Raw genomic sequence first — 13,898 nt, 5'->3', positions numbered from 1 at the left:
CGTCCTCAGAGATTCATGCGCTTGAGTTCTTCGACCGCGTGATCGGCCGCGCGCGCGGTCAGGGCCATGTAGGTGAGCGATGGGTTCTGGCAGGCGCTCGACGTCATGCAGGAACCGTCGGTGACGTAGACATTCCTGCAGGCGTGCAACTGATTCCATTCGTTGAGCACGGAGGTTTTCGGATCGCGTCCCATGCGCGCGGTGCCCATCTCATGAATGCCGAGGCCCATGCTGTAGCCGCGATCGTACGCGCGAACGTTCCTGTAGCCGGCGGCTTCGAGCATGGTGGCTGCCTCGCTGGCCATGTCGAGGCGCATCCTGCGCTCGTTCTCGCCGATGCCGGCATCGAAGTCGAGCGTAGGCAGTCCGTGCCTGTCCTTCCTGTCGCGGTTCAGCGTGATGCGATTGCGATGATCGGGAAGGATTTCACCGAAGCCGCCGAGGGAGACGGACCAGGGACCGGGCGTCGCTGCGGTCTGCTTCAGTTCCTCGCCCATCACCGGATCGCTCATGAGCCGCGTCCAGTTGCGCCGCGAGGCACCGCCCTGGTAGCCGAAGCCGCGCAGGTAGTCGCGTTTGTCCTTGCCGACGTTGACGAAGCGCGGGACGTAGATGCCGTTGGGGCGCTGGCCCACGTAGTACTGATCATCGAATCCTTCGGCGAGCGCGACGGCACCGACCTGCAGGTGATGATCCATGATGTTGCAGCCCAGTTCGCCGCTGTCGTTGCCGAAGCCGTCGGGGAAACGTTTCGAGATCGAGTTCATCAGGATGTGCGCCGTGCCGAACGTCGATGCGCACAGGAAGATCACGCGTGCGCTGAACTCGTGGTGTTCGCCGGTTTCGGAGTCCAGCACGCGCACGCCGCTCGCCCGGCCGGCCTTTTCGTCGTACACCAGTTCGTACACGACCGAGTCCGGTCGCAGCGTCATGTTGCCGGTCTTCTCGGCCGCGGGCAGGGTGCTGGAATTGCTGCTGAAATAGGCACCGAACGGACAGCCGCGAATGCACAGGTTGCGGCTCTGGCAGGTGCCGCGCTGCGGGCTGTGGGCCAGCGGCGCAGTCAGATGCGCCGTGCGACCGATCGTCATGACGCGCCCGAACTTCTCGGCGAGCGATTTCTTCAAGTGCCTTTCGACGCAGTTCATTTCCATCGGCGGCAGGAAGGCACCGTCGGGCAGTTGCTCCAGTCCTTCGCTCTGACCGCTCACGCCGATGAAGCGTTCGACGTACTCGTACCACGGCTCGACATCGCGGTAGCGGATCGGCCAGTCGACGGCCACGCCGTCCCTGGCATTCGCCTCGAAGTCCATCGGACTCCAGCGATACGACTGCCGTCCCCACACCAGCGAACGTCCGCCCACGTGATAGCCGCGCACCCAGTCGAAGGGTCGCGTCTCGCTGTAGGGATGCTCGGTATCGTCGACCCACCAGTGCTTGGTGGCCTGGGTCACGACATAGTTGGTGCGCGCTGCGGTCGCGTGACGTTCGAGATCTTCCCGGGTCGCGCGACCGCCGTAGGGCAGTTCCCACAGGTCCTTCGTCGCCGTCGGATAGTCGCCATGACGCACCATGCGTCCGCGATCGAGCACCAGCGTCTTCAGTCCTTTCCCGGTCAGTTCCTTGGCGGCCCATCCACCGCTGATGCCGGTGCCGACGACGATCGCGTCGAAGGAGTCGTTCTTGTCGGGCCCCATTGCCGCACTCGCAGTCACCCCTGATGCGGCGACTGTAACGCGAACGGATTGCCACATTGAAGCACTGGAATTACGGCGGGCGTCGAACTATTGACGACGCAATGTGGTCGCGTGTCGCTACGACACCAGGTCATAACATCATCGAGCGCAATCCCTGCGGCGAGAGCACGTGCTCCACGCCGAGCACGACGGCGCCGACGGTTCCGGCGCGGTTGCCGAGCGTGCTGAGTTCGACCGACAGCCTGCGAGTGGCCAGCGGCAAGGCGCGTCGATAGACGACGGAGCGAACGCCCGCCAGCATTTCATCGCCGTACTGGGTCATGCGTCCGCCGAGCACGATCACGGCGGGGTTGAAGAAGTGCACGAGCATGGCGATCACTTCGCCGATCTCGCCGGCGGCAGTGCGGACGAGGCCGGAAAGCTGAGCCTCATTGGCCTCGGCGGACTGAACCGCGTTGCCGCCGCTGTCGGCGCCGGCCTTGCGCAGGATCGCCGCGTACGAGGCAAAGGCTTCGATGCAGCCCACGGCGCCGCAGCGGCAGACAGCGTCATGTCCCGGCACGCGAACATGTCCGATGTCCCCGGCCGCACCGTCGGCCCCGCGATGCAGCTGTCCATCGTGCGTGACGATGCCGCAGCCGATCCCGGTCGATGCCTTGACGTACAGCAGGGGACATTGCGAAGCAGGACGACATCGCGCTTCGCCCAGCGCCATCAGGTTGACGTCGTTGTCGACGAGTACCGGTGCCGCGAACGTTTCCTGAAAGGACTCCGGAACGGGATAGTTGTCCCATCCCGGCATGATGGGCGGGCGTACCGGGACGCCGCTTGCAAAGTCCACGGGAGCGGGCAGACCCACGACGACGAGACGCACACTGCCTGACGGTACCTGATGCTCCGCGAGCATCTGGAGGAACTCGGCGCGCACCTCCGCGAGCACGGTATCGGGTCCACGCGCGACATCCGTCCTGATCGAACGCTCCGCGAGGAAATGCTGGCCGAAATCCGCGATGGCCAGTCGTCCGCGAGCGGCGCCGATGTCGGCAACCAGAATGACGCCGGCTTGCGGATTCAGGCTCAGCACCGACGGCGGTCGACCGCGCGCTCCCGCTTCCGCCTCGTGCTCGGCGATCAGGCCGATCCGCAGCAGCGGCGCCAGATGCTCGGAGACGGTCGAGCGCGCGAGTCCAGTGACGCGTGCGAGTTCGGAGCGCGAGGTCGCCTGTCCGGAGGCGACCAGCCTGGCGAGATAGCTGCTGAGGTTCAGCGCGTGACTGGTTTGCGCGGGCGTCGTCCGCGGCAAACCCAGGTTCAACCAGGGGAGCATGGTCTGTCTCTTTTCGTCGATGTCCGAACTAAACCTGTCGATATACAGACGGTGGGCGCAGATTTATTCTGGCAGAAAGAACACCGATGAGTCCGACCGAGGGGGCGCCATGTGGACGCGACGTCGTTTCCTGCAAAGTTCTTCCCTGGCCGTGGCGGCGATGACCTGCCTTCCCGCTGAGGCCTCGCCGGCGAAAGGGCCGCTCGGACGGCCGATCGGCTTGCAGATCTACACCGTGCGCGAAGCCGCGGCGAAGGATCTGCCCGGCACCCTGAAAGCCATCGCAGACATCGGCTACACCGAACTCGAACTGGCCGGTCCGGCGCGACCGGTGAGCGAGATGCGCGCGCTGCTCGCCGACACCGGCCTCAGCATTCCCAGCATGCACGCCAACATGGCCGATCTGCAGGCCCATGCACAGCAGCGCGTTGACTACGCAAAGGAACTGGGTGTCCGGCATCTGGTGTGCTCCTTCCCGTCGACCGCCGATGCGCGTTCCATTCCCACCGGTTCGCTCGGTGCGGGAATGACGCTCGATGACTGGAAGTGGAATGCCGAACAGCTGAACCGGTTCGGTGAACTGGCCCGCAAGGCCGGTGTGCGTTTCGGCTATCACAATCACAACATCGAATTCCGTTCCTTCAATGGCGTTCCTGCTTTCGATGAACTGCTGCGCCTGACCGATCCCACGCTGGTGTCGTTCGAGCTGGACATCGCGTGGGTCGTCACGGCGGGCCAGGATCCCGCGGCCTATCTGAAGAAGTACGCGAATCGGATCACGCAGCTGCACGTGAAGGATGTGCGCAAGGATCTGCGCGTCACCACCGAGCTGCAGGCGCAGACGACCGAGGTCGGCAGCGGCGCGATCGACTGGAAGGCGCTGTTTGCGGCGGCGGACCCGAAGCACATCCAGCATTGCTACGTCGAGCAGGAGAATTTCGATCGCAGTCCGCTGGAGTCCATCAGGATCAGCTTCGACTACCTGAGCAGGCTCGGCGCGGCATCCTGATTCCACCCGAGGACGCAGCATGGCGATGATCAAGGGGCCGGGTATTTTCCTGGCACAGTTTGCCGGCAGCGAACCGCCGTTCGATGACCTGCGCACCATCGCCCGATGGGCCGCGAAGCTGGGCTACAAGGGCGTGCAGATTCCGACCTGGGAGTCGCGCCTGTTCGATCTCGATCGTGCAGCCGAGAGCGCTACCTACTGCGATGAAGTCAAGGGAATGCTGGCGCAGGAGGGCATCGAGATCACCGAACTGTCGACCCACTTGCAGGGGCAACTGGTCGCCGTGCATCCGGCTTACGACGAAGCCTTCGACGGCTTCGCGCCGCCGTCGCTGCGCCGCAATCCGCGCGCGCGCCAGCAGTGGGCCGTGGAACAGCTGCGCAAGGCGGCGCGCGCCTCCGCCCGGTTGGGACTCAAGGCGCATGCAACGTTTTCGGGTGCGCTGGCGTGGCCCTATCTTTATCCGTGGCCGCAACGTCCGGCGGGTCTGGTGGAGACGGCCTTCGACGAACTCGCCAGTCGCTGGCGTCCGATCCTGGATGCGTTCGATGCCGCGGGCGTCGATCTCTGTTACGAGATTCATCCGGGCGAAGACCTGTTCGATGGCGTCACGTTCGAACGTTTTCTCGAACGCGTCGGCAATCATCCGCGCTGTCACATGCTTTATGACCCGAGCCACTTCGTGCTGCAGCAGCTCGACTATCTCGGCTTCATCGATGTCTACCATGCGCACATCCGCATGTTTCATGTGAAGGATGCGGAGTTCAGGCCGAGCCCTCGTCAGGGCGTGTACGGCGGCTATCAACCGTGGATCGACCGTGCAGGCCGCTTCCGCTCGCTCGGCGATGGCCAGGTCGATTTCAGCGGCATCTTTTCCAAGCTGACCCAGTACGGCTACGACGGCTGGGCGGTGCTGGAATGGGAATGCTGCATCAAGCATCCGGAGCAGGGCGCCGCCGAAGGCGCGCCGTTCATTCAACGGCATCTCATCCGCACCACCGACAAGGCCTTCGATGATTTCGCGAATGCCGGCACGGACGCGGCGGCCAACCGTCGGATGCTGGGGCTCGAGTAGTGACTGCACCCAGGCTCAGGCTTGGAATGGTGGGCGGCGGGCGCGGCGCCTTCATCGGCGGCGTGCATCGCATGGCGGCGCGTCTGGATGACCGCTACGAATTCGTCGCCGGCGTGCTCTCGTCGGATCCGCAGCGTGCGCGGGACAGCGGCGCCGACTTGCGGCTCGCGCCCGATCGTTGCTATGCCACGCTCGATGAAATGCTCGACAGGGAGCAGCAGCGCGCCGATCGCATCGATGTCGTGTCCATCGTCACGCCGAACCATCTGCATCATCGCGCTGCGAAGCAATGCCTCGAAGCCGGCGTGCACGTGATCTGCGACAAACCGCTGACGACCACGATCGCAGACGCCGAGGATCTCGTGCGCACCGCGCAACGGATGCAACGTGTCTTTGCCGTGACCTACAACTACAGCGGCTATCCGCTGGTCCGGCAGGCACGCCAGATGGTCGCGGAGGGACAGCTGGGCGAACTGCGCGTCGCCCAGATCGAATATGCGCAGGACTGGCTGGCGACCGATGTCGAAGCGGGCGGCAACAAGCAGGCGGCCTGGCGTGTCGATCCGCAGCGCAGCGGCGTGGCCGGCGCCATCGGCGATATCGGCACGCATGCCTTTCATCTGGCGGAGTTCATTGCGGGCGTGCAGGTGACGAAGCTCGCGGCCGATCTGTCGATTCAGGTGAGTGGCCGCCGACTGGATGACAACGGGCAGATGCTGCTGCGCTTTGCCAACGGTGCGAGCGGCGCGCTGTGGGCCAGCCAGGTTGCGCCGGGCAACGAGAACGGATTGCGCGTGCGCCTGTACGGTTCGAAGGCGGGTCTGGAGTGGTCGCAGGAGAATCCGAATCAGCTTCGCTTTGCGCCGCTTGGCGGACAGCCGCGCCTCATCACGCGCGGTGGGGCAGGGCTGGGCGGCGCGGCGACTGCGGCTTCACGCCTGCCGTCCGGACATCCGGAGGGTTACATAGAGGCCTTCGCGCAGATCTACTCGGACGCGGCCGATCTCATCACCGCTGCCAACGGCGGCGAGACTGCGCGCGACAACGCCTTGCTCGTGCCTACGGCGGCCGATGGTTTGCGCGGCGTGCGATTCATTCACGCCGCCGTGGAGTCCAGCCGGCGCGATGCCGCGTGGACCGCCGTGTAGCGTCCGACTGACGATCCGGGGGGAATGGATGAATACGACGACACAACCGACCCACAACACGTTATTCATCACCTGCTTTGCGGCGCTGGTCGCCACCTCGTTCTGTTTCGTGCTGCGAGCGTTCGTGGTCGACGATTGGGGGCATGAGTTCAATCTCTCGGCCACCCAGAAGGGCGAACTGCTGGGCGTCGGGCTCTGGCCGTTCTCCATCAGCATCGTGCTGCTGAGCCTGCTGATCGACCGGGTCGGATTTCGCGCGGTGCTGTGGGTGGCGGTGGCGTGCCATCTCATCGGCACGACGACGACATTGCTCGCCACCGGATACTGGTCGCTCTACGTCGGCACATTCGTGCTGGCACTGGGCAACGGCGCGGTCGAAGCGGCGGTGAATCCGCTCATCGCCACCGCCTACCGGCATGACAAGACCAAGTGGCTCAACATGCTGCACGCCGGTTGGCCCGGTGGATTGGTGTTGGGCGGGCTCCTGGCATTGGCCCAGGGCGGCGGCGTCGACTGGCGCTGGAAGATCGGCCTGGTCATCGTTCCCGTGATCGTCTACTCCATCCTGCTGCTGCGTCAGCGCTTCCCGGTGAGCGAACGGGTGGCGGCGGGCGTGTCCTATCGCGAAATGCTGGCCGAGGCGGGCTATGTCAGCGCATTGATCGTCGCCGCGCTCATCGTCATCGAAGTGGGGCGCGTGTTCGACTGGTCGCTGCTGCTGCAGGGCCTGCTCATCGTCGCCGCGACGGCCTTCTATGCCTGGTACACGCGCTCGCCCGGACGCGCGCTCTTCATCATCATGCTGATCATCATGATGCCGCTGGCCACGACGGAGCTCGGCACCGACAGCTGGATCACGTCGCTGCTCGAACCCGAAGTCGTCAGCATGGGGCTGCAACCCGGTTGGGTGCTCGTCTATACCTCCGCGCTGATGCTGGTGCTGCGACTGTTTGCCGGGCCGCTGGTGCATCGCTTCTCGCCGCTCGGCCTGCTGGCGCTGTGTTCGGCGATCGCGGCCGTCGGCCTGTATGGTCTGTCGCAGGCCACGGGGGTGGCGGTGTTGCTGGCGGCGACGATCTACGGTATCGGCAAGAGCTTCTTCTGGCCGACCTCGATCGGCTTCGTCGCCGAACAGTTTCCGAAGGGCGGTGCGGTCACGATGAACGTGCTTGCCGGCGTCGGCATGCTCGGCGTCGGCATCGTGGGCTCGGTGTTGCTGGGAACGATCCAGGATCGCGCCATCGGCCATTCCCTGGCGGCGCACGATGCGCAGCACGCCACCCAGCTGCACGCCACCTATTTCACCAGCGAGAAGACCGGCGTGTTCGGGCGTTACCTGGCGCTGGATGAGGCGAAAGTGAACGCCAGCGACGCGCAGACGCGCGCCGTGGTCGATGCCGTCGTCGCCGGAAGCAAGAAGACGGCGCTGAAATCCGTCGCGGTACTGCCGCTCATCATGCTGGCCGCGTATCTGTTGCTGCTGCTGTATTTCCGGCGGCAGGGAGGATATCGGGCGGTGGCATTGACGCAGTCGCCGCCCGCGGCCTGATTCTGGAACCCGCTGAGGAGGAGGCGCGTCGTGTCCCTGCGATCTGTCTTGACGGCCGTATCGATGGCCGCCGCTGCATTGTCCATGACCTCAACAGTACACACCGCGGAGCTCTGGCAGCCGCTCTTCAACGGCAAGGATCTCGATGGCTGGCGCCACGTCGGGCCGGGCCGCTTCGTCGTCGACGACGGCATCCTCAGAACCGAAGGCGGCATGGGATTGCTGTGGTACACGCGCGAGAAGTTCGGCAACGCGACCCTGCGCATCGTCTACCGCGCACCGCAGCCGCAGGACGCGGGAAATTCCGGCGTGTTCATCCGTATTCCCGAGGAGCCGACGGAGCCGTGGATGCCGGTGAACAAGGGGTACGAGGTACAGATCGACGAAAGCGATGACGACATGCATCGCACCGGCGTGCTGTATTCCTTCACCCGTGCGCGCGCGAAGCCCGAACCGCGCGAATGGAACACAATGGAAATCACCCTCGAGGGCAACCGTACGGTAGTGGTCGTCAACGGCGTGACCGTGACGGATTTTCGCGAAGGCGATGCCGTGCCGCCGAAGCTCAAGCCTTACGAACCCGAGCGTGGCCCGCGGCCCGACGCGGGGTATATCGGCCTCCAGAATCACGGTGATGGGGATGTCGTGCTGTTCAGGGAAATCAGCGTACGACGATAGGTGCAATTACCCTCGTGTCTGAGCGGGCGGACCCCGATGCTCCCTCCTGCAATCGCCGGGATAGATGAGTCTATTTTCGCGACCCCGGGTATACTGAACACCGCTGTTGCTTAGTGCGCAGGATCGGGCGGCATATCCCTAGATCGCCCACCCTCATTACGGCGCAGCATCACTTTTGCCAGGGGAATCAATGATGCAATCGCAAGCTCAGGCAGCGGCCAGGCTGGACGTCGAGCCGGCCGTTCTGGTCAATATCTACCGCCAGATGTCCAGGATTCGCGCCGTCGACAAGGCCATTCAGGCCGGGCTGTCCGGCGGCAAATTCCTGTTCAGCTACTGGCCGATGACCGGGCAGGAATCCATTCCCGCGACCATTTCGCAGCTCATCAGCAAGCGCGACTACATGGTCACGACGTACCGCGGCATTCACGATCAGGTCGCGAAGGGCGTGCCGCTGGCGGGCCTGTTCTCCGAAGCCCTCGGCCGCTTCGATGGCGTCAACAAGGGCAAGGGCGGGTCGCCGCACATCTCCGATCCCTCGTCCGGCTCGATGCTGACGACCGCCATCGTGGGCGGCGGTGCGCCGATCGCGAACGGCCTCGCGCTCGCGGCCAAGATGCGCACCGAGGATCGCATCACCATCGTCAACTTCGGCGACGGCGCCACCAGCATCGGCGCCGTTCACGAGGCCATGAATCTTGCCGGCGTGTGGAAGCTGCCCCTGATCTTCCTCTGCCAGAACAACCAGATCGGCGAATACACGCCGATTCCGGGTTACACCGCGAGCAAGGACTTCGCGTCGCGCGCTGCGGGCTACGGCTTCAAGGGCGTGAAGCTCGATGCCAACGACGTGCCGGCCTTCTATCAGGGCATGAAGAAGATCATCGAAGAAGTCCGTCGCGGCGAAGGTCCGATTTTCGTCGAAGCCCTGACCATGCGACTGGGTCCGCATGCCGGTGTCGGCGATACGAAGGAACTGTCGCGCGAAGCGCTGCAGGCCGCCAAGGAAGCCTGGCCGGTGCCGCGCCTGCGCGCGCAGCTGATCGAGGATGGCATCAGCACCGAACAGCAACTGGCGGAGATCGACGAAGCAGCGCGCCAGGAAGTCGATGCGGCGATCGCGCACGCGCTGGCCGCCACGCCGACGCCGCGCGAAGAAACGCTGATCGACGTCTACGCCGATCCCAGCGTTCCGCCGCGTCGCGGCCACTATCCGCGTCGCGAAGCGGAAGCCGAACCCGGGAGCGGTACGGGCAAGCCCATGCTCATGCTGGACGCGATTCGCGAAGCGCAGGACCTCGCGCTCGAACAGGATGCAGGCGTGTTCCTGCTCGGCGAAGACATCGGCGATCCGCCCGGCGGCGTGTTCGCGACGTCGCGGGGATTGCAGACCAAGTACGGCCCGGAGCGCGTGCGCGTCACGCCGATCGCAGAGACGGCGATCATCGGCGCCGGCATCGGCGCGGCGCTCGTCGGCATGCGTCCCGTGGCGGAAATCATGTTCAACGACTTCGCCGGTGTCTGCCTCGACCAGATCTTCAACCACGCCGCCAAGCAGCGTTACATGTCCGGCTCCGCCACGCACGTGCCGATGACGATCCGCATGATGGTGGGCGGCGGCACGGGCGGCTACGGCGCCCAGCATTCGCAGTCGCTCGAAGCCTGGCTGCTGCATACGCCAGGCCTGAAGGTGACGTTCCCGAGCACGCCGTTCGATGCGAAAGGGCTGCTGCTGAGCTGCATTTTCGATGAGGATCCCTGCGTGCAGCTGGAGTCGATCCGGTTGCTGCGCGGCGCGCGCGGTGAAGCGCCTGCCGGCGACTATCGCATTCCGCTGGGCGTCGCGAAGGTGCGGCGCGAAGGCTCCGACATCACCGTCGTGACCTACGGCTGGCAGGTGCAGGAATCGCTCGCCGCTGCCGAAGAGCTGGCGAAGGAGGGCATCAGCGTCGAAGTGATCGACCTGCGCACTCTCGTGCCGCTCGACTATCACCGCGTGCTGGATTCGGTGAAGAAGACGCGTCGTGCGCTCGTCGTCCACGCCGCCACGGAGTTCTGCGGATTCGGCGGCGAGATCGCGAGCACGGTGCACGAGGAACTGTTCTCGACGCTCAAGGCGCCCGTCGGCCGGTTCGGTGCGGACTTCGCGCCGATTGCCTACTGTCGCGACATCGAGCTGAATCAGATCCCGCAGGCCAAGTCCATCGCTGCCCGCATTCGCGAAGTCATCGCTTTCAAGTAATCAGGATTCATCCGCATGACCACACAGCTCACGATCCCGCGTCTCGAGATGTCCATGACCGAAGGCGTGCTCACCGAATGGCTGGTCGCCGATGGCGCCCAGGTCAACGAGGGCGATCCGATCTATTCGCTCGAGACGGGAAAATCGATCCAGGAGATCCAGTCCCCGGCCTCCGGACGTCTGACGCAGAAAGCCAGGGCCGGCGAGACCTATCCGGTCGGCACCGACATCGGCGAAATCGCCTGACGATGGAATCGTTGCCAGCGGCGTCGCGACGCCGCTGAGCTGCTTTCGTTTCGCGCGATGACCGCAGATACTCGCGGCTCGGGCGATTCATTGCGCGGGACTTCACCCAGGCGCGCCTAAGATGATCCATGCGCGAATCACTGCTGCTGCTGAAAACCGCTCCGCCACGACCGAGCCGCGTCGCGGCGACCCGACCGCGACTCGAGCATCGCTGGGCCGAGATCAGCGATCGCACGGCCATCCTGCTGACCGCGCCGCAGGGCTTCGGCAAGACCACGCTGATGGCGCAATGGCGCCGCAACTGGCTGGCGCGCGGCGCCTACGTGGCGTGGGCGGCGCTCGATGAACAGGATGAAGGCACCCGTCTGGTCGATCTGCTCCTGTTCGCATTACGTGAGGCCACCGGCCGGGACTCGTTCGCCAAGACCGCCGCACAGGTGCGTCTGCAGGCGCATCGGGAACTGGATGCGCTGACGGAACTGCTGGCGGAGGTCGCGGTGCTCGCGACCCAGACCGTCGTGATCCTCGACGACGCCCATCGCCTGCCGCAGCCGACGCTGCGCGAGCGTCTGGCGTATCTCATCAACAACGCGCCGCCCAACCTGCAGTTCGTCATCGGGTCGCGCCGGCCGCTCGAACTGCCGCTCACGGATCTGCTGGCGGCCGGCCGGCTCGCGGCGTTCGACGAGCGCGATCTGCGCATGGGTCTCGATGAAACGCTCACCGTGCTGCGCGCCCGCTTCGGCACGCGCATCGGACTGGATGACGCCGTGCGCCTGCACGATCTCACCGAAGGCTGGCCGCTCGGATTGCAGCTCGCGGCCTCGACGATCGAGAAGGCCGTCGATCTGCACGAGACCATCGGCCGCCTGAGCGCACGGCGCGGCGACCTGCAGCGCTTCTTCTTCGAATCGCTGATGTCGCGGCTGACGCCGGACGAAGCCGCGTTCCTGATCCGCATCTCGATCCTCGACAGCCTGACCGCAGAAGGCTGCGAAGCGGTCACCGGCAATCCGCGCTCCGCGTCCTATCTGCTGAGCCTGGCCGAGGATTCCCCGATCATGGTCGCCGACGAGGAGCGCACGCGCATGAGCCTGCATGCGCTCGCGCGCGATTTCCTGCTCGGACAGTTCGACCGGCTCGATCCGGCGGAGCAGCGTGCATGCCATCGTCGCGCGGCGGCCTGGTGCGAGAGTCATGCGCAGATCCATGAAGCGGCGCGTCATGCGTTCGCCGCCGGCGACGAAACGCTGGCGGTGGCCTGTATCTCGCAGTGTCTGGCGGACATCGCGCGCGAGGGACGTCTCGGCGAGGCGCATGAGTGGATTCGCAGATTGCCGCCGGAGGCGATGTCGCGGGACGTGCGGCTGCAGCTCACCGTCGCGTGGATCACGGCGATGGGCGATGAGGCGGCCAGCGTACCGGCGCTGCTGGAGCCGATCGCGCGTCATCCGCAGTTCGACGAGGAATGCCGCTTCGAAGCGGCGCTCATCCTGGCGGCGAGCGCGGGCTTCCGCGACCAGCCCGGCGTGATCGCCGATGCATTGCGCGAATGGAGCGGGCCGCTGCGGTCGGCGACGCCGCTGCATGTCGTGGCGTTTGCGAATTCGCAGGCCACGCTCGCGTTTCACGAAGGCGACATGGAGAAGATCCGTCAGCTGCTCGGCACCATCGTGGTGTCGGTGCCGCGCACGCCGGCGATGCGGTTGTCGCTCGCTTTCAGCGACCTGCACGTCGGCCTGAGCCACCTGATGGAGGGCAATCCCGCGAAGGCGATTGCAGTGTTGCAGCCGAGCCTGGAAGCAGCTGAGAACGAAATGGGCCGCCGCAGCCTGGTCGCCGGCATGTTCGCGGGGGCGCTCGCGGGTGCGTTCATGATGCACGACGCGCCCGAGCAGGCGCTGGCGACGCTCGCCGACCGGCTCGACGTGATCGAGCGCGGCGGCACCTCGTATCCCATCATCCTCGCCTATCGCACGCTCGCGTTCATCGCGCTGCGCAATCGCGACGAGGCGCGGGCGCTCGACATTCTCGCGGCGCTGCACGATCTCGGCGTCAGTCGCGACCGGCCGCGCATCGTGTTGAGCAGCCTCGCCGAGCAGGTGCGACTGCATGCGCTGCGCGGACGCACGGATACGGCGGCGGAATTGCTGGAGCGGGTCCGCGCAATGCAACCGGTGTTCGAACAACACGAATACAGCGTGCTTCGCGCCCATTTCACCGGCGTCATGGCCGTCGCGACCGCCTATGTCGAACTGGCGCGGTCGCATCTCGAGGCAGCGGAGGCCGCATTGCGCACGGCGGCGAATGCGATGCCGGCGAGCATGCGGCGCAGTGTCGGCATGTTGATCATCCGCGCGCTGCTGGCGCTGGTCGCTCATGAGCGCGGCCGCGAGGGCGCGCAGGAGATGCTGGCGGAAGTGCTGAGTCTTGCGGAACTGGCCGGCATGCGCCGGGCGATCGAGGAGGCGCATCCGCGGCTTGCAAACATGCTGGCGGCGGCGAGCCATCCGGCGCCTGCTGATGAGAAGCCGCCGCGCAAATCCGTGCCGCAGCCGGGCGCGGCGCAGGCCGCCTCGGGCCTGCTCACGCCGAAGGAAGCGAACATCCTTTCGCTGGTCGTCACCGGCAAGGCGAACAAGGAAATCGCGCGCGCCATGGACATCAGCGAGACCACCGTGAAGTGGCACCTGCGAAACGTGTTCTTCAAGCTGAATGCCGCGACCCGCAAGCATGCGGTGGATCGGGCGCGGCTGCTGGGGCTGATCGACGGCTGAAGCGCCGCTTTCTTCCTGTAGGTCAGGCTTCAGCCTGACTCTGAAAGAGGCCGGCTCAAGCCGGCCCCACAGTAAGAAAAAAACACCTTCCGATCTCAGAACCGCTTGCGCAGCGTCAACCCATACGTGCGCGGCGGATACAAATACCCG

General features: G+C 65.4%; 10 protein-coding genes. 8 read left to right on the top strand and 2 right to left on the bottom strand.

All coding sequences use genetic code 11. The annotated features are described in order from the left end of the window. Nucleotides 1–5: 5 nt before the first annotated feature. Nucleotides 6–1,697 (bottom strand): GMC family oxidoreductase, encoded by a 1,692-nt coding sequence (locus V7D81_RS15705; RefSeq protein ID WP_324317931.1) that lies wholly within the window; start codon nt 1,695–1,697, stop codon nt 6–8. Nucleotides 1,698–1,827: 130 nt separating this feature from the next. Further along, nucleotides 1,828–3,024: an ROK family transcriptional regulator gene (locus tag V7D81_RS15700; RefSeq protein ID WP_324317929.1), complete on the bottom strand. Its 1,197-nt coding sequence runs from the start codon at nt 3,022–3,024 to the stop codon at nt 1,828–1,830. Nucleotides 3,025–3,133: 109 nt separating this feature from the next. Here V7D81_RS15700 and V7D81_RS15695 point away from each other — a divergent pair, with 109 nt between their 5' ends. From V7D81_RS15695 to V7D81_RS15660, 8 genes are all read left to right on the top strand, one after another. Further along, on the top strand, nt 3,134–4,033 hold the full coding sequence (locus V7D81_RS15695; protein ID WP_324317927.1) for a sugar phosphate isomerase/epimerase family protein: 900 nt from the start codon (nt 3,134–3,136) through the stop codon (nt 4,031–4,033). Between the two features lie 19 nt (nt 4,034–4,052). Beyond that, on the top strand, nt 4,053–5,108 hold the full coding sequence (locus V7D81_RS15690) for a sugar phosphate isomerase/epimerase family protein (protein WP_324317925.1): 1,056 nt from the start codon (nt 4,053–4,055) through the stop codon (nt 5,106–5,108). A gap of 26 nt (nt 5,109–5,134) precedes the next feature. Continuing rightward, nucleotides 5,135–6,256: a Gfo/Idh/MocA family protein gene (locus V7D81_RS15685; protein ID WP_349257672.1), complete on the top strand. Its 1,122-nt coding sequence runs from the start codon at nt 5,135–5,137 to the stop codon at nt 6,254–6,256. A 28-nt stretch (nt 6,257–6,284) separates the two neighbouring features. After that, nucleotides 6,285–7,805 carry an MFS transporter gene (locus tag V7D81_RS15680; RefSeq protein ID WP_324317921.1) on the top strand — a complete coding sequence of 507 codons (1,521 nt, stop codon included), beginning with the start codon at nt 6,285–6,287 and terminating at the stop codon, nt 7,803–7,805. Between the two features lie 84 nt (nt 7,806–7,889). Beyond that, entirely contained in the window at nt 7,890–8,483 is a 594-nt protein-coding gene (locus V7D81_RS15675; RefSeq protein ID WP_324317919.1) for a 3-keto-disaccharide hydrolase, read from the top strand. A gap of 193 nt (nt 8,484–8,676) precedes the next feature. Then, complete coding sequence (locus V7D81_RS15670) at nt 8,677–10,725, top strand: alpha-ketoacid dehydrogenase subunit alpha/beta (RefSeq protein WP_324317918.1); 2,049 nt, start codon at nt 8,677–8,679, stop codon at nt 10,723–10,725. A gap of 15 nt (nt 10,726–10,740) precedes the next feature. Next, nucleotides 10,741–10,971, top strand: a complete 231-nt coding sequence (locus tag V7D81_RS15665; RefSeq protein WP_324317916.1) for a lipoyl domain-containing protein — start codon at nt 10,741–10,743, stop codon at nt 10,969–10,971. A 128-nt stretch (nt 10,972–11,099) separates the two neighbouring features. After that, complete coding sequence (locus tag V7D81_RS15660) at nt 11,100–13,748, top strand: LuxR C-terminal-related transcriptional regulator (protein ID WP_324317914.1); 2,649 nt, start codon at nt 11,100–11,102, stop codon at nt 13,746–13,748. Nucleotides 13,749–13,898: the final 150 nt, after the last annotated feature.

This window comes from Povalibacter sp. (assembly GCF_036735925.1).
Taxonomy (GTDB): domain Bacteria; phylum Pseudomonadota; class Gammaproteobacteria; order Steroidobacterales; family Steroidobacteraceae; genus Steroidobacter.
The sequence above is the reverse complement of the archived record's forward strand: the minus strand, read 5'-3'. Positions and strand labels throughout refer to the sequence as shown.